This window comes from Hymenobacter tenuis (assembly GCF_054780495.1).
Window position 1 is genome coordinate 64,046 of the sequence record NZ_BAAGWF010000002.1, and the last position, 16,332, is coordinate 80,377.

At 58.9% G+C, this 16,332-nt stretch carries 13 protein-coding genes; 8 read left to right on the forward strand and 5 right to left on the reverse strand.

What is annotated here, in order from left to right; genetic code table 11:
* Window positions 1-403: 403 nt before the first annotated feature.
* The 5 genes from ACYVGU_RS10680 to ACYVGU_RS10700 all read right to left on the reverse strand — a co-directional run bounded on the left by ACYVGU_RS10680 (window position 404) and on the right by ACYVGU_RS10700 (window position 4,609).
* Window positions 404-1,543: a ligand-binding sensor domain-containing protein gene (locus ACYVGU_RS10680; protein WP_460622063.1), complete on the reverse strand. Its 1,140-nt coding sequence runs from the start codon at window positions 1,541-1,543 to the stop codon at window positions 404-406.
* Window positions 1,544-2,099: 556 nt separating this feature from the next.
* Window positions 2,100-2,378, reverse strand: coding sequence for a DUF1294 domain-containing protein (locus tag ACYVGU_RS10685; protein WP_460622064.1), 279 nt, complete (start codon window positions 2,376-2,378; stop codon window positions 2,100-2,102).
* A 423-nt stretch (window positions 2,379-2,801) separates the two neighbouring features.
* The gene (locus ACYVGU_RS10690; RefSeq protein ID WP_460622065.1) at window positions 2,802-3,560 is read right to left on the reverse strand and encodes a DUF72 domain-containing protein; all 759 of its coding nucleotides are present in this window, start codon (window positions 3,558-3,560) and stop codon (window positions 2,802-2,804) included.
* 55 nt (window positions 3,561-3,615) lie between these two features.
* Complete coding sequence (locus tag ACYVGU_RS10695) at window positions 3,616-3,759, reverse strand: hypothetical protein (RefSeq protein ID WP_460622066.1); 144 nt, start codon at window positions 3,757-3,759, stop codon at window positions 3,616-3,618.
* A 175-nt stretch (window positions 3,760-3,934) separates the two neighbouring features.
* Window positions 3,935-4,609 carry a CatB-related O-acetyltransferase gene (locus tag ACYVGU_RS10700; protein WP_460622067.1) on the reverse strand — a complete coding sequence of 225 codons (675 nt, stop codon included), beginning with the start codon at window positions 4,607-4,609 and terminating at the stop codon, window positions 3,935-3,937.
* Between the two features lie 502 nt (window positions 4,610-5,111).
* Between ACYVGU_RS10700 and ACYVGU_RS10705 the strand changes: the two genes are divergently transcribed.
* From ACYVGU_RS10705 to ACYVGU_RS10740, 8 genes are all read left to right on the forward strand, one after another.
* On the forward strand, window positions 5,112-6,071 hold the full coding sequence (locus tag ACYVGU_RS10705; protein ID WP_460622068.1) for a helix-turn-helix transcriptional regulator: 960 nt from the start codon (window positions 5,112-5,114) through the stop codon (window positions 6,069-6,071).
* A gap of 115 nt (window positions 6,072-6,186) precedes the next feature.
* Window positions 6,187-6,579, forward strand: a complete 393-nt coding sequence (locus ACYVGU_RS10710; protein ID WP_460622069.1) for a RidA family protein — start codon at window positions 6,187-6,189, stop codon at window positions 6,577-6,579.
* A gap of 466 nt (window positions 6,580-7,045) precedes the next feature.
* Entirely contained in the window at window positions 7,046-8,122 is a 1,077-nt protein-coding gene (locus ACYVGU_RS10715; RefSeq protein WP_460622070.1) for a LacI family DNA-binding transcriptional regulator, read from the forward strand.
* A gap of 64 nt (window positions 8,123-8,186) precedes the next feature.
* Window positions 8,187-8,804: an RNA polymerase sigma factor gene (locus ACYVGU_RS10720; protein WP_460622071.1), complete on the forward strand. Its 618-nt coding sequence runs from the start codon at window positions 8,187-8,189 to the stop codon at window positions 8,802-8,804.
* 102 nt (window positions 8,805-8,906) lie between these two features.
* Window positions 8,907-9,965 (forward strand): FecR family protein, encoded by a 1,059-nt coding sequence (locus ACYVGU_RS10725; protein ID WP_460622072.1) that lies wholly within the window; start codon window positions 8,907-8,909, stop codon window positions 9,963-9,965.
* A gap of 49 nt (window positions 9,966-10,014) precedes the next feature.
* The gene (locus tag ACYVGU_RS10730) at window positions 10,015-13,446 is read left to right on the forward strand and encodes a SusC/RagA family TonB-linked outer membrane protein (RefSeq protein WP_460622073.1); all 3,432 of its coding nucleotides are present in this window, start codon (window positions 10,015-10,017) and stop codon (window positions 13,444-13,446) included.
* A gap of 24 nt (window positions 13,447-13,470) precedes the next feature.
* A complete protein-coding gene (locus ACYVGU_RS10735; RefSeq protein ID WP_460622074.1) occupies window positions 13,471-15,081 on the forward strand; it encodes a RagB/SusD family nutrient uptake outer membrane protein in 1,611 nt (536 codons plus the stop codon).
* 45 nt (window positions 15,082-15,126) lie between these two features.
* A complete protein-coding gene (locus ACYVGU_RS10740; protein WP_460622075.1) occupies window positions 15,127-16,272 on the forward strand; it encodes a SusE domain-containing protein in 1,146 nt (381 codons plus the stop codon).
* Window positions 16,273-16,332: the final 60 nt, after the last annotated feature.

Here is a 16,332-nt window from a genome sequence, read left to right on the forward strand (position 1 = left end):
GTTAGTAGTTTTGCCCAGTAGAATCCGCCCTTGGCAGCCTGTTATCAGCCGCCGAGTAGGGCCATTAAGCTGACCGTCTGGGGCCAGATGGCCCCTCTTTTTATCGTAAAAAGACGCTTTAATGGATGCTGCGGTAACTAATTACAACGCCCCTAAAGGTCTACTTAACTACTACGACCAGCCACGTCAAGCTCAAGACGAGTAGGACCAGGAAGGTGCGTTGTCCCGGGGGCCGGATTTCGTGGTGCTTTGCGTTCGTACCAAAGGCGACCAGACGCGCAGGTGACCACGCTAGCCGGTGAACTGACACCTAAAAAACCTGCAACACCTCCTCAAGGTCATGGCTACTCGTCTGGTGCAAGCTCCAGGTTAGCGGCGGGTTGGGTTAGACCATTATGGCCTGTTAATGCAATTTTGTTTGTTGGTCTGCTACCGGCTGCTGTTTATATTCCGAATAGGTACTAAATGCTTTTCCATCGAAAAGGTAAAGGCCGGTTTCTCTTGTACCCACCCAAAGATTACCCCTTATATCCTCCAAAATTGACCACACCCAAGGATTGGCTAGTCCATCTTTGGTTGCAAAACGGGTAAACGTTTTACCATCGTAACGGCTAAGTCCATCAGCACCACCAAACCAGAGGTTCCCCTTTTTGTCCTCTATAATCCGGGTAACTTCGCCGGGCAGGCCATCTTTTTTGGTAAAACTAGTAATTGATTTGCCATCGAACCGGTAGGCTCCTCCCCAATTGCTGAACCAGATATTCCCCTTCTGGTCTTGCACTTGAGGCCAGCCCCAACTATGGGCTTTTGGCTGTGGCCCATTTTGATACAATTCCTTTAACGTAAGGTTAGTGACAGCTGTACCATCGTACCGATACACCCCTTGGTTGGTTCGTCCTCCAAACCACACGTTACCGGCTTTATCTTCAAAAATCCGTTCCACTTTATCGTTACTGGTCAACATCCCACTGGCGGCCTCATCAATTATAAACGGCGTAAAAAACTTGCCATCGTAGACATACACCCCATCTATAGTTACAAACCAGAGCTTTCCGCTTTTTGCCTGCAGCATGCTGGATACCCCGTGCGAGTTGCTATAGTAGGGATTCTGGTTGGGCGGCAGGTTTTTTGGTAAAGGAATCTGGATTTTGCTCAAGGTTTTACCATCGTAAAGGCAAAGACCAGCTTTAGTGCCTATCCAGATGTTCCCGTCTTTATCTTCCAAAAGGGAATAGATATTATTGCTGTTCAGCCCATCGGCCACTAAAAACCGGCGAAACGATTTTCCGTCATATTTATAAAGCCCATTCTCTGTGGTTCCGAACCAAATATTACCGGCTTTATCCTGCAGACTGCATTGGACATTGCCATACCGAGGCGAGCCGATGGTTTTTATCAGCTTGGGGTGCCCGTCAGCTAGTGTATGTGAGGCACTACCTTTTTCTTTCGGTACCTCTTTTTCAGCTGGCCCGTTGCAGGCAGAACCCCAAGACAGGATTGCCAGAAAAGTAAGCACCCGAGTTGGCGAGCAATATTTTTTCATGGTGCAAATTGTCACGGCGGCTGATATCCATTGGTCGGCCTGTTGTCGCGCAGCACTGACCGGCGACTTCTGAAATGTCGCGCCTCCATGGCACTGCCCTAAGCAACAATATAGGTGCATAAAAAATAAGCAGACTTGTTTGGGCAACTAGACCAGTGGCCACTGGAGGGGCGGATTGAGTTCATCGTCAGCACAAGCTCGCTTAACGGCGGGGGCAACCAGAACTCGGCGCAGCCAAGCCCTACCGGGTATGCCCGGGCCCCTGTTCGTTCTTTCTAAACACTTGGTAATGAAGGCAAATAGCGTAGCAGGCCAGTGCTGCTCTCAGCACGACGCGGCTGGAACGGGGCAAAAGTCACTCTCGTCAGCGAGGTGTTTAACTACGCCGACCTCCAGTTTGCTTGGCCCTGTATGATGTGCTGTTTAATTCTAGTGTTAACTGTTCACCGACTTCAAGTCAGCGAAACAGTTCTCTAGGTGCACCATACAGAATCACCGCATCTGCGCTTCAGCTCAGCAACACCCCTAGCTTGCCTTCTACTTCCGTTTAACCCGGTTAAAACGGTGCTTGCAGGTAAGGCCACGCGAAATAGAGCACCGTCCCTTGCAGCAGCGTCAGCCCCAGGGTAACGCCCCAGAAACTGGCTTTGCGGTTTTTATGATGGAGCAGCCACATCGCCGCCCACGCGCCGGGCGCCGCGCCGGGCAGCGTGGCGAGGTGTAGCGTTTTTTCGGTTATGCGCCGCTGCTTGCGTTGGGCTTTGTGTTTATCCCAGGCGAAGAGCAGAAAACACAGCCCATTGAAAAACAGCAGGCAAGCCAAAAGGATGGTCATGAGGCGGGAGGCAGGAGGTTGATTCGTCTGAGCGGGGTTTCAGCCTGGGTGGTCGCGGCACGGAGCTGAACACGTTAGGCGGTTTTCAGAGGTCAGCCCGACGCGATACCAGTGTGGTGACAACCGAAAAATGCAGCAGCGGGGCCACAAGGTAGGCAACTGCGTTCAAAGAGATAGTCTTACTTCCGGGCCTGACACGCCCGCGGAAACGCCTGTTCCTTGAGTGGAACCGTGCGGTCGGCCCTATCACCAAGAAGAGCATGACTCCCAAAGTTAGTTCGGCGGGGACAAGAATAGCACCGTTTTTGGACCTGAGTTGTATTCAAAAAGGCAGGGTTTACCCACACAGACCCCCGCCGTGGTTTACCACGAGCTGACCCGGGAAACCAGCGCCACCCTGCCCCCGGACGCGATTCCTACGGCTCACGCCCGCTCCGCTACCAGCCGCTGCAGGTCTTGGGCATTGTCAAAAGCGGCGCCCATGGTATTGTTGAAGTACGCATACACGTCTTTCCCCTCGTGGAGGTAGTCGTGGATCTGCTCGGCCTGGTCGTGCAGAAAGTCGCGCTCGTAGGACTCTCGGTAGTTACCCTGCGGGCCGTGGAAGCGCAGATACACAAAGTCGGCCCCCTCGTTGAGTTGAGCGTTTCGGCCGGGGCCTTTGTCGTGCAGCACCAGGCTGGCGCCGTGGTGGTCCAGCAGCTCAAACGTAGCCTCGGCATACCAGCTGGGGTGGCGAAACTCCACCGCTTGGCGCCACTCGTGGGCGGGGTCTGCCGCGGCAATAGCATCCAATAGGGCCCTGACCGCGGGTAGCTGACGAATGGTGTTGCTGGGGGGAAACTGCAGGAGCAGGCAGCCCTTTTTGGGGCCCAGCTCCCGGGCGGCCTCTAGAAAGCGGGCCAGGCCGGAGAGGTCCTCGGCCAGCGCGCTGGTGTGGGTTATATCACGCCACAGCTTGAGGGTAAAGTCAAACGCCGGGCCGGTTTCCGCGGCCCAGGCCGCAAACGTTTTGGGCTGGGGGATGCGGTAGAAGGTGCTGTTAATCTCCACCGAGTTAAACAGGGTGGCATAGTAGGTGAGGCGGCTCGTGGCCTGGTAGGCTGCCGGAAAGGTGGCCTTCGGGCCGGGCACGACGATGCCGCTGGTGCCAGTGCGCAGGGTGCCAAGGAGGGCCGGCATAGGAAGGAGGTATACGGGAGTTTCGGGGTATAACGGGCCACGCGGCCCCGGCGTTTTACCCCCGGCGCATCGTCACGGGGTCCCCAAGTATCATCTGCTGGTCATCGTAGCGCTCTTGGCAGGCCAGACAGCGGGCTGCCGGCCGAATTACCTGCCTGCTGCCGAAGCCAACGAGTTGCGCTTCTACGCGGGAATACATCCAGAATGACTAGTAACTTCTACGGAAGTAAAGTAGACTTTTCCTGTGCTGAGCGCTTTCACAAATTCCCCTTCCTCTTCTTGTTTTCGTCCCTTGATATAATGGCGGCTCTCGGACCGACCTGAAAAAGTCATCTTACTTTGGGTTTGCTTGGGAAGGCAGGGTTAGTGGCATTTTACCTGGTTGGGCCAACTGTTTCTCCTCCTTCCCCTGCGGGCTCTCGGGCTACTTGCGCTAAGAAGTTGGCAGGTTCTCCGGTGAGCAAGGACGCATACCGCGTAATCTTGTCGATGGGCCAATCCCACCACGCCACGGCTAGTAACTGCGCGGTGGTAGTCGCATCGAATCGCGGCCGGATACAGTGGGCTGGATTGCCGCCGACAATGGTGTAGGGCGCCACGTCGCGGGTCACGACCGCGTAGGCGCCAATCACGGCCCCATGGCCAATGGTAACGCCGGGCAAAATGGTCGCCCGGTAGCCAATCCAGACGTCGTTGCCCACCGTGGTATCGCCCTTGGTGGGGTACGCTTTGCCTTCCATCGCCCCGCCCCACTCCCCGCCGAAGATGGCGAACGGGTACGCGCTAACGGCATCCGTTAGGTGATTGGCCCCATTCATCAGAAACTCCACACCCGAGGCAATCATGCAAAACTTCCCAATGGTCAAGCGGTCGCCCGTGAAGTCGAACAGATACCGAACGTTTTTCTGGAAATTCTCCACGTTCTCAAAATCATCGTAGTAGGTGTACTCGCCGACGGTTATTTGGGGATGCGTGACCACATTTTTCAGGAAGCATAGCCGGTCATAGTTAAGGAGCGGAAAAACAGTGGAAGGGGCAACAACGGCCATAGCAGGTAGAGGAGTAGCGAGGGGAAGGAAGTTTAGATGCTGGGCTAAAATTACCTGCCAGAACGAAATTTTGAGTACAGAGACGGGCCTTTTACACGCTAAAGGCCCGCTCCCTCTTCTCCCATCCCGGCAGTGTTGCTTCCCGACCTGGTGGATGCGCTGTTAGGCCACCTGGCGCTACACTTCCTTCTTGCACCTACAGTATAAGACCTGATAAGCGGGGGCTTATCAGGCCTTATCTTGCAGCTAAATCCGACTGTTCCCTTCGCCAACTCCAGCCTCATATCATCCTATGTTGGTGATGCCTCGTGTATCGTCGTAACACGCTTCTACTACCGGCTCTGTTGCTCAGCTGGTGTTTGCTCACGAGCCGGCCGGCAGCTAGTGTACTATGCGCCCAATAAAATCTTGCGCTTTGCTGGAGCCATTATCCTCATAAAACCCACGACGTGGGCGCTTACTCTGCGTCTGTGCCTTGTACCGACCTTTGCTACTGTCCCCCATGAACCGATTTGACCGCGTCACGGCCATTCTTATTCAGCTGCAAGCCAAGCGTAAAGTAAGCGGAGCTGCGCTGGCCGAGCAGTTTGGCGTGAGTGTGCGCACCATCTACCGCGACCTGCGAACGTTGGAAGAAGCCGGCGTCCCGCTGCTCGGGGAGCCGGGTATTGGCTATTCGCTAGCGGAGGGCTACCGGCTGCCGCCTGTCATGTTTTCCCGCGAGGAGGCTACCGCTTTGCTCACGGCCGAAAAGCTAGCGGCCCGCCTGACGGATGCGCCCACGGCCCAACTCAGCACGGCGGCCATGGACAAGGTACGCGCGGTGCTGCGCCGTGCCGACCGGGACCACCTCGACCTTTTAGCCCCGCACATTCAGGTGCTCGGCCCCCGCGATCAGTCCAGCCGCCCGCCCGCCTATCAGCAGTTGGTGGCGGCTATTTCCCTGCACCGCGTCGTGCACTTGCGCTACCAAACCGCCGAGAACGAAGCTCCGACCACCCGCGACGTGGAGCCCATCAGCTTGTTTCTGAGCCGGCAATGGCACCTGGTAGCCTACTGCCGGCTGCGCCAGACCATCCGCAACTTCCGCTTGGACCGCATCCAGGACCTGGACCTGCGGACAGAGGTATTCAAAGCCCGCCCCGACTTGTTGCAGGAGCATTGGGCCGCTGAAGCCCGCCGGCGGCAGCGTGAGCAAGTGGTGCTTCGGTTTCAGCCAGCAGCCATGCTGCCCGCCTTAGTGCAGCATTTGCATGACACCAAGCACCAGTACGGCTGGGCCCACGAGCAGCGCCTACCCGATGGGCAGGTTGAAATGACCCTCTTTATTGGGGAGCTATCTTACCTGGCTACCTGGCTGCTGCCCTATGCCGGCTCGCTGACCATTGTGCAGCCAGCCGCGCTGGCGGACCCGTTGCGCGAGCTCGCGCAACGGGCACAGCACTTTTTTGGGGGTTGCTAGTAATTCTTTTAACAGGCTAAAAACATCCTGACATACGGCTGTCAGTACGGGGCTGAACCTTTGTAGTGTGCAAGTGAGAAACACATGCGCATAACTAACTTTCAAGCTCCATAATATGGAAAAGCGCACTGTAGACCCCTGGAAATGGGGTCAGTATACCCATTCGGTACAAGCCGTTGAAGTAAAACAGCCAGCCGGCACTCTCTACTGCTCCGGGCAGGTAGCCTTAGATGCCGACGGTCAGCCCAGCACCGCCGACATGCGTAGCCAGCTGCAACAGACCATCCAGAATCTAGAACAGCTCATTAGCGAGGCCGGCTATGCGTGTTCGGGCATCGTGCGCCTGAACGTGTACACGACCTCGGTGCAGGAGTTCTTTACCACCTGCATGGACCTATATGCCCCCTGGCTGGCCCAGCACGGCATCAAGCAAGCGACAACCCTGCTGGAAGTGAAGGGCCTGTTTGCCACCTTGACGGTGGAGCTGGAAGCTACCGTGGTGAAATAGTCCCCAGACGGCCCCCTAGGTTCCGGAGACCCGTGCATGAGACATTTTTCTCGGCCATTTATCCGGCCTTCCTACTGGGAGTTGGCGTCGCGTGGAAACGGTCGTATTCTGTTACGCCCCGCACGCGATGAATCTAGGTGGGTCCCTGGCCCATTACCCGTGCGCAAGGATCAAGAAGTGGTTGGGGCCGTCCGCTACTATCGTTTTCACTTGCTGTTGAAATAACAATGCTCCGCCGGATCCCCTAGCCACAGCTGGCGCGCTTGTAAGATGACCCGGGAATTCTTTCTGATTTGTTAGCACCTTTTTTTAGCTTAAACATTTTAGCACAAAGCTTAAACATTTTAGCCATATTTGTAAAAGGCCTTTTACGGGCCCAGCGGCGGCTTTGCTGCAGCTGCCTACCTAGTTCAATTGCCGGTTTCAATCGCACTTGATAGCGGCTAGTACGTACCCGTCGGTGACCTTGAAAAAAAGAGTTTTAATTCACGACATAGCCCGGCACCTGGACGTGTCCATCGCGACTGTGTCCCTGGTTCTTAATGGCAAAGCCAAGGAAAGCCGCATCAGTGCGGCCCTAACCCAACGGGTGCTGAGTTACGTGGAAGAGGTAGGGTACAAGCCCAACCAGCTCGCTAAAAGTCTGCGCACGGGCAAGACCCATACCGTAGGCTTAGTGGTTGAGGACATTACTAACCCTTTCTTCGCGGCCGTGGCGGGGCTGATCGAGCGTAAAATTCAAGCCAAGGGGTACCGGATTCTATACTGTAGCACCAACAACGATCCGGCCAAAACCCGCGATCAACTAGCCTTATTCGAGGAGCAGCATGTCGACGGCTACATCCTGGCCTTACCAGCAGGAGTGGAAACGGAAATTCAAGATCTGGTTCGGCGCGGCAAACCCTTGGTGCTGTTTGACCGCTCCCTGCCCGGAGTTCAGGCCCACACGGTAACCGTTGACGGGGCAGCGGGCACGTATGCTGCCACCCAGCACCTGCTGGCCCAGGGATTCCGGCGGGTGGCCCTGGTCACGCTTGATACCAGCCAGGAGCATATGGTGGCCCGGCGGCAAGGATACGCGCGGGCCCTAAGCGAACAGGACCTGCCGCAGCGGGTGCTGGAAATAGACTATGCGCAGTCAGCGACGGTGATCAAGGCCGCGCTACGAAGCTTTTTCCAGGAAGCATCCGGCGCCGACGCCGTGCTATTCACCACCAACTACCTGGGCGTCCACGGCCTCGAAGTCCTGCGCGACCTGAACCGTCGGATTCCGCAAGAGATGGCCGTGGTGTGCTTTGATGACAATGACCTGTTTCGCTTGTATTCGCCGCCGATCACGGTAATCGAGCAGCCCCTGGAAGATTTGACGGAAAGCGTCATTCGCACGCTGCTGGCCGATTTGATTCACTCCGGCCAGCCGGCTCTTCCGACCCAGGTACAACTAACCCCTCATCTGCTGGTGCGCGCCTCATCCCAGGGGCCGCCACGGCCAGAGCCAGTGAAAAAATCCGGCGCCGGGCGTAGGGGCCGTTTACCGGAATAGCGTCCTATTCGGGGATAGTATAGTTTCTGTTTTTCGCGCGTATCCTTTCAGCTTAACCTGCTCTATGTCTTCGCTTGATGCTTCGTTATGGGATGATTTCCGAGCCGGCAGCGAGCAAGCGTTTGAGCGTATTTTCCTGGCCCAGTATGATGATCTTTACCGCTACGGCCTCCGCCTAAGCCAAGACGAAGAGCTGGTGAAGGATGCGATTCAGAACCTGTTTCAACGCTTGTGGCAACGGCGGGCGCAGCTCGGGCCCGTAGCCGTCGTCAAGCCGTATTTATTTAAGGCTATGCGCCATCAGTTGGCCGACGAGAAGGGAATCGCGCAGCGTCAACGGCAGTTGGCGGGAAGCTACGAGCCCGAAGCTAAGGTTGAGTATTCGCCCGAGGACTTTCTGATTGCGCAGCAGCTCACAGCTGAGCAGCACGCGCAACTGGCAGTGGCCATCAGCCAGCTCAACAACCGCCAGCGCGAGGCCATCTACCTCAAGTTCTTCGATGGCTTTGCCTACGAGCGGATTGCGGACATTATGATTCTCAACCAGCAGTCCGTAAGAAACCTGGTGCACCAGGCTATTACCCGGTTGCGTCAAGCGCTGCCTGGTCTATGCCTGTTAGGGCTTACCCAGCCGATACCACTACCCAATTCGTATGAAATTTTAAATTTATTCATCTCATAATCAACATTTTATAAATTTTATGAAAAAATCTGTAACCTAAAGCAAGTACAAAAAAGGCGGGCGCCCGTGGGTTAAGTAAATACGTCAATTTTCTTTCCCGCTATGGATTTTACACGCTACTCAGTCGAAGATTTCGTGCTCGATGAGTCGTTTCAGGAATTCGTGGCCAACCCCCATTCCGAGGCAGGACTTTTCTGGCAATCCTGGCTAAGCGAGCACCCCCAGCAGCAGGCGGCGGCCCAGGAAGCCTATAACCTGGTGCGCGGTCTAAGCCCCGCCCAACCCTTTCCGGTTCCGGCCGGCCTGAAACACCAGGAGCTGCTTCGCTTGCGCCAGCGGCTGCAGGCACCGCTGGTGCCGCCGCCCCGACTGCGCAGCCAGCGGCGGGCCAGGGTGCTTTGGGTAAGCTCCTTGGCGCTTTTGGTGCTAGTGGCGGCAGGATGGTGGCAGTGGTCCCGACCCGGTTCCAGCTCCCGGATTCGGTACGCCACGGCTTCCCAGCAGCGCCGCACGATAACCCTACCCGATGGCTCGGTTGTGACGCTCAACGCCAACTCCACGCTGACTACGGCCCGCCAGTGGACTGCAAGCTCCCCCCGGGAGGTGTGGCTGACCGGCGAAGGGTTTTTTCAGGTAACCCACCGCACCTCGCAGCCCGTCCCGAACATTCAGGCCGCCCCAGCCAACGTCAAATTTGTGGTGCACGCCGGCAAGCTCGCGATTTCGGTGGTGGGCACCGAGTTTGACGTGAAAAGTCGAGGCGGCGAGACCAAAGTAGTACTACGGTCGGGCAAAGTACTGGTCGACCGGCAAGCCGGGTTGCTCCGCGAAAAACTGGCGATGCAACCCGGCGACCTGGTTGAAACTTCTGCGGCGCGGCCACGCCTGTCCCGGCGCCGGGTGCAGCCGGAGCTGTACTCGGCCTGGACCCAGGACTGGCTGCGATTCCGGGCTACCCCGGTTCGTGAAATCGTGCAGTTGCTGCGCAGCTCCTACAACCTGCAGGTAGAGGTCAGCGACGACGCCATACTGAATCAGGAAATCACGGGCGACGTGCCCGCTAATTCGCTCGACGTGCTTTTGCCCGCCCTGGCCAAAGCCTTGGATATCCAAGTAACGCGGACCGGAAACAAGGTGCGCTTTTATCCCACAGTACACTAGTCCCAGGCCGTTTGCCGGCCTTCTCCTACCAATTCCCACCACTTCCTTTATGGCAAACTTTACTCGTTATGTATGCCAGGCGCTGCTGCTGGGCATCGTAACCAGCGGTGCTAGCCGGGCCCAAGGGGTCCTGGCCTTAGCTTCGCCCGGCCCGGTACGTCCTGCTCAGGCCGACGGGCGTGACAACCTGGAAACCCTGGAGGGCTTTCTGCAGGAACTGAAAGCCACCTACAAGGTGACCTTCTTCTACCGCAGCCAGCTTACTGCGGGCAAGTCCCTGCCCCGCTACGACCTGACCGGCACTACGCTGCCCCAGGCGTTGCGGCACGCCGCCCAGTACAGCGGATTGCGGTTTGAGCCGCTTAATGAGGCCATTTACGTTATCGTGCCGAGTAGTGCGGCCCACGCAACGCCCGCCTTGCCAGCCATTACGGGGGGGCCGCTTTCGCCGCGGATGCGCGCAAACGATTCCGCAGCCCGAGCCGACGTCACCGTCGCCGGGAAGGTCACCAACAGTGCGGGCGAAGGACTACCGGGGGTAACCATTGTCGTGAAAGGCACCACCCAGGGCCAAGCTTCTAATGTCGACGGCAGCTTTTCGCTGACCGTAGCGGAGGGCAGCGTCCTGGTATTCTCCTCCGTGGGCATGATCAGCCGGGAGGTAACCGTTACCGGGCCGGTAGCCGACTTACTTATCCGCCTGGAGTCCAACAGCAAAGCCCTGGGCGAGGTAGTAGTGGTAGCGTACGGCACGCAGCAGAAAGCCAACGTAACGGGTGCCTTAAACACCGTGTCGAAAGCCACCCTGGAAAACCGGCCGGTAACCACCGTAGCGCAGGCCCTCCAGGGCTCGGCGCCGAACCTGACCATTCAGCAGAGCAGTGCCGAGCCGGGTGCCGGGCTGAACATTAACATCCGGGGCGTAGGTACGCTGGGCAATGCCTCTCCGCTGGTTATCGTGGATGGCATTGCTGGCTCCCTCAACTCGCTTAACCCCAACGACATTGAGAGCGTCACGGTGCTGAAGGATGCCGCCTCGGCGGCCATCTACGGCTCCCGCGGGGCCAATGGGGTGCTGCTGGTAACCACCAAGCAGGGTGCGCTGAATACCAAGCCCATCGTTAGCTATAATACGCTAATAGGCCTTCAAACCCCGAACTTCCAGCGCCAGCCGGTTAGTGGCCTGGAGTTTATGCAGCTCAAGAATGAGGCCCTGGTCAACTCCGGACAGGCCCCGCAGTTCTCCCCCCAGACCATGCGCGATTTCGCCACCCGCGGGGACTACGAGTGGCACCTGGACCGCGTAATCCGCGATCAGGCCCTGCAGCAAAATCACAACCTGAGCTTGAGCGGCAGCGCGGGCCAGACCCGTTACCTGCTTTCGCTCGGCTACGTGGATCAGAACAGCCTGTTCTACGGTGACGACTACGGCTTTAAGCGAATCAATACCCGCTTAAATCTCACCACCCAGGTATCGGACCGCCTCAAGGTGGGCGGCATCTTCACCTACGCCCACGTAGGAACCCGGGAGCACGCGTTTGACTCGCAGTGGATTATCAGTGATGCGGCTCGTATCCCGCGCATCTACCCCGTCCAGGATGAAAACGGCAACTACGTAACGCCCGCCACCTCCACCAGCAACTCGGCTAACCGCTTGATTAATGGTGGCTTGCGCACCAACTCCAACGACAACGGCTACGCCAACCTGAACGCCGAGCTGGAGATAGTGAAAGGCTTGAAGCTGCGCGGTTTGGTAGGCGGGGATCTGTGGAACTATCAGATGGACGAGTTCCGCCGCAGCCTGGAGTACGTTACCCTGGACGGCTCACCCACGGCGGGTGGCGACGGCAACAATGCCGTGCGCAACAACCACGAGCGCACCCTGCTCACCAACTACCAGGCTACGCTTAACTACGAGCTGAACGTGGGCGAAAAGCACTCGGCCCAGGCCCTGGTGGGCTACTCCACCGAGGACTTTACCGTGGCCCGGTCGGGCATTAGCGTGCTGAACGTGCCCGGCAACAACTTTGGCGTGGTGAGCAACGGCACGGCCTTCGCTGGCAACGGGGTGTACGGCAACAACGAGGAGTGGGCCCTGAACTCGGTTTTCGGACGCCTGAACTACTCCTTTGCCAACAAATACCTGCTGGAAGGCAGCTTCCGCTACGACGGCTCCTCCCGCTTTGCCAGCGAAAGCCGCTGGGGCTTTTTCCCCTCCGTATCGGTGGGCTGGCGTCCCCTGGAGGAAGACTTTATGGCCTTCCTCCAGCCCGCCATGTCGGACTTAAAGGTGCGCGCCTCCCTCGGGCAGCTGGGCAACCAGAACATCGGGCTCTACCGCTACCTGAGCACCATCAGCCTCGCCCCGGGGATTTACTCCTTCGGCGGCCGGCCGGTGCCCGGCAACTTCTTCAATACGGCCAACCGCGACATCACCTGGGAAACCTCCACGATGGGCAACGTCGGCGTAGACGCCAGCTTTCTGCAGAACGCGTTGACGGCTAGCGTGGATGTTTTCGACAAGCGCACCAGCGACATCCTCATCGATCTGCCCGTAGCGGGTGTGTTCGGCGCCGGGGCACCCACCCAGAACGCCGCCAGCGTGCGCAACCAGGGCTGGGAAGTTTCCCTGACCTACCGGCAGCGTACGGACCGGGGCTACAACCACAGCCTGAGCGTAAACGCGGCTGACAGCCGTAATACCGTTACCAACACCCGGGGCGTGGAAACCATCCGCGGCGGGGACGCCACCAACATCATCCGCGAGGGCTTCCCGATTAACTCCTACTTTGGATTGCGCTCGGATGGCCTCTACCAGACTCCCGAGGAAGTAGCGGCCGGCCCCCAGCCCGACTTCGTGGCTCCCGGCTCGGTGCGGCCCGGCGACATCCGCTACGTGGACCGCAACGGGGATGGCCGCATCAACCAGGATGACCGCTTCATTTTAGGCAACCCGTTCCCCCGCTACACCTTTGGGGCCACGTACACGGCCGATTACAAAGGATTTGACTTGCTGGTGTTTGTGCAGGGGGTGGGCAAGCGCAGCCTCTACATCCGCGGCGAGGGGGTAGAAGCCTTCCACAACAACTGGGAAAACGTGTACACCCAGCACCTGGACCGCTGGACCCCCACCAACGCCGACGCTTCCTACCCCCGGCTGACCATCGGCACGGCCTCGACCAACAACATTCAGGGCTCCGACTACTGGCTGCGCGACGCGGCCTATGCCCGCCTTAAAAACGTGCAGCTGGGCTACTCCCTGCCCGCTGACCTGACGGGGAAAGTTGGTATCAAGCGGCTGCGGATTTTTGCCTCGGGCCAGGACCTGTTCACCATCACCAAGCTGAAGAAAATCGGGTTTGACCCCGAAGTCTCGGAGTTCAGTGAGAGCATTGGCTTCGGCGGCGGCGGCGGCAGCAGCAGCGGCCGGGTGTATCCGGCCGTGCGGGTAGTTTCCCTGGGCCTCGACGTTTCCTTCTAATTCCCACTCCCACCACTTCCCGATATGAACCGCAATTTCCGTCTCTCGCTGCTGCTGGGATTGGGGCTGAGCCTAGGCTTTGCGTCCTGCCAGGAGCTGGATATAGCTCCTACGGACCGGCCCACCGATGCCACTTTCTGGACCCAGCCGGCCGACGCGGCCAACGTGCTGGCCACGGCCTACGAGAACCTCTACAACAGTGAGTACTTCTTCTTTAACGAAGTACTGTCTGACAACGCCTTTAACGTCAGTGACGTGAACGGCTCTAACTCCCGCAACATCGCCCAGGGCGCCTACGGCACCAACCAACAGCGCGTAACCAACGAGTGGGGCTACCACTACACCGGCATCCGCAAGTCCAACGTGCTGCTGGCCCACATCGACCAGATTGCCAGCCTCGACGCCGGGCTAAAGTCCCGCTACATCGGGGAGGCCCGCGCCCTGCGCGCCTTCCACTACTTTCAGCTGTTGACCTGGTACGGCGACGTGCCGCTGGTAACCACCGAAATCGGGGTAAACGAGGCCCAGCAGGTAAGCCGCGCGCCCCGCGCCCAGGTGCTGGACTTCGTGCTTAAGGAGCTGGACGAGGCCGCCGCGGCCCTGCCCGTGAACACGGCCTACGACGTCGCGGACCGGGGTCGGTTTACCAAGGGCGCTGCCCTAGCCCTGAAGGCCCGGGTGCTGCTCTACGAAGGCCGCTGGGCCGAGGTGACGGCCGTAACCGAGCAGATCATGGGGGGCACCGTGGGCTCCTACAGCCTGTTCCCGAGCTACGCGGGCGTGTTTGCGCCGGCCAACGAGGGCAACAGCGAAGTGTTGCTGGACCTGCAGTACCTGGTGCCGACCCGCACCCACAGCGAGCAGCGCTTGTTTATTCCGCGCACCGAGGGCAAGCTCATAACCGCCATTGCCCCCACTCAGGAGCTGGTCAACGACTACGTGACCACGACGGGTCAGCCCATCAACGAAGCCGGTTCCGGCTACAGCGAGGACACCCCCTACACCGGTCGGGACCCCCGCTTCGAAGCCACCATCGTGCACGATGGCTCCGTGTGGCGGCGGCCCGATGGCTCCACGATTACGATTCGTACGGTGCCCGGCACCGGCGACAACTCCGTGGACCGCGCCGATGCCAGCCCCACCGGCTACTACTCGGCCAAGTACTTTGACCCTACCGCCGACGCCAACCTCAACTCGGGCTTAAACCTGATTTTGATTCGCTACGCCGATGTGCTGCTCATGCACGCCGAGGCTAAAAACGAGCAAAACCAGTTTACCGCGGCCGACTGGGACCGCACCATTGGCGCGCTGCGGCGGCGGGCGGGCTTTACCAACGCCCAGGCCCTCGCGTTTCCCGGGGGCACCCCGGAAAGCCTGCGGGCCATCCTTCGTCGGGAGCGGCGCACTGAGCTGGCGATGGAAGGCCTGCGCATCTTCGACATCCGCCGCTGGCGCCTGGCCGAGACCGTGCTCAACGGCTTTGTGCACGGCATCAAGGCGGGCAACCCGGGGGTGGACAACGGCTACCTGCGGGTGGATCAGCGCACCTTCGACCCGGCCCGGCACTACCTGTGGCCCGTGCCCCAGCGCGAGCGGGACATCAACCCCAACCTAACTCAGAATCCGGGCTGGTAGCCCGCCCCTACTTCTTTTCTCTTTTTTTACTCTGCTTTCTAGACGATGAAAAGGCTTTCCCACCCTTTGCTGCTCCTCTTGCTGCTGGCCAGCAGCCTGCTTTCCAGCTGTAAGGACGATAACGACGATGCCCTCGACGGCACCATCACGCCCGTATCAAACTTTATCTCGCCCGGCGACAACAACTTTGTGCGCCTGGACCCCGCTTCCAACGCGGCCGTTACGTTTGAATGGAGCCAGGCACGCGCCGCCGATGGCACGCTGGTTCTCTACGAAGTGGTATTCGATAAGGAAGGCGGCGACTTTTCCAAGCCCGTCTACACCAGCGTGTCGGGCACCAACGGCCAGGACACCAAGCTGGTGCTCACCCACGGCGACTTAAACCGCATTGCCAACCTGGCGGGCATCAAGTCCCAGGAAAAAGGCAAGCTGAAGTGGACCGTAAATGCCTCCAAGGGCGTGAACGTGCTACCTGCCACGTCTTCGCGCATCATTGAGCTCGAGCGCCCCGCCGGCTTTGCTACCATTCCCGCCAACCTCTACCTGACCGGTTCGGGCACGGAGGCCGGCGCCGACCTCGGCCAGGCCCTGCCCTTCAAGCGCATTTCCGCGGGCGTATTTGAGCTCTATACCCGCCTTGCTCCCGGCGAGGTAAAGCTAGTGGACCAGACCACCGGCACGCCCACCGCCTACTTTATGGACGGCAACAAGCTGCGGGAAGGGGCCCAGGCTACCAGCCCGGCCACGGCGCCCACGGTGTACCACCTGCTGCTCGACTTCAACAACTCCGCCGCTACCCTAACCGAGATTGTGTCGGTGGGCTTGTGGGTCTCGGCCGAAAACAAGGTGAAGGTAGAGCTGCCTTACGTTGGGAAGGGAGTCTGGAAAATCGAGAACACGCCCATCGAGTTTTTCCAGGAAAGCTGGGGCCGGGATGAGCGCTACAAGTTTTTGCTGCAGGAGAAAAACGCCGCGGGCGTTAGCAGCAAGCGCTACCTGGGCAGCACCAACCGCGACAACCAGCGCGCCACGGCCACCAGCCCGGCCGAGTATTTCTTCCTGGCCCCCGGTCCCGACAATCAGTACGACTACACCTTCAAGTTTCAGTCGGAAGCCGATGGCAAGAATGCGGACATCACCGTCAAGCTCCAGCCCGACGGCCCCTACACCCATCAGGTAACGATCCGCTAAGGATCTGGCCCCCCTGGGTTGCTGGCTACCCGTACCCGGCCGGCCAGGGGGACCAACGCC

Bases quoted from the DNA above. Each gene is read 5' to 3' on its own strand.
- ACYVGU_RS10680 (WP_460622063.1), bottom strand. From the start codon at position 1,543: ATGAAAAAATATTGCTCGCCAACTCGGGTGCTTACTTTTCTGGCAATC.
- ACYVGU_RS10685 (WP_460622064.1), bottom strand. From the start codon at position 2,378: ATGACCATCCTTTTGGCTTGCCTGCTGTTTTTCAATGGGCTGTGTTTT.
- ACYVGU_RS10690 (WP_460622065.1), bottom strand. From the start codon at position 3,560: ATGCCGGCCCTCCTTGGCACCCTGCGCACTGGCACCAGCGGCATCGTC.
- ACYVGU_RS10695 (WP_460622066.1), bottom strand. From the start codon at position 3,759: ATGTATTCCCGCGTAGAAGCGCAACTCGTTGGCTTCGGCAGCAGGCAG.
- ACYVGU_RS10700 (WP_460622067.1), bottom strand. From the start codon at position 4,609: ATGGCCGTTGTTGCCCCTTCCACTGTTTTTCCGCTCCTTAACTATGAC.
- ACYVGU_RS10705 (WP_460622068.1), top strand. From the start codon at position 5,112: ATGAACCGATTTGACCGCGTCACGGCCATTCTTATTCAGCTGCAAGCC.
- ACYVGU_RS10710 (WP_460622069.1), top strand. From the start codon at position 6,187: ATGGAAAAGCGCACTGTAGACCCCTGGAAATGGGGTCAGTATACCCAT.
- ACYVGU_RS10720 (WP_460622071.1), top strand. From the start codon at position 8,187: ATGTCTTCGCTTGATGCTTCGTTATGGGATGATTTCCGAGCCGGCAGC.
- ACYVGU_RS10725 (WP_460622072.1), top strand. From the start codon at position 8,907: ATGGATTTTACACGCTACTCAGTCGAAGATTTCGTGCTCGATGAGTCG.
- ACYVGU_RS10730 (WP_460622073.1), top strand. From the start codon at position 10,015: ATGGCAAACTTTACTCGTTATGTATGCCAGGCGCTGCTGCTGGGCATC.
- ACYVGU_RS10735 (WP_460622074.1), top strand. From the start codon at position 13,471: ATGAACCGCAATTTCCGTCTCTCGCTGCTGCTGGGATTGGGGCTGAGC.
- ACYVGU_RS10740 (WP_460622075.1), top strand. From the start codon at position 15,127: ATGAAAAGGCTTTCCCACCCTTTGCTGCTCCTCTTGCTGCTGGCCAGC.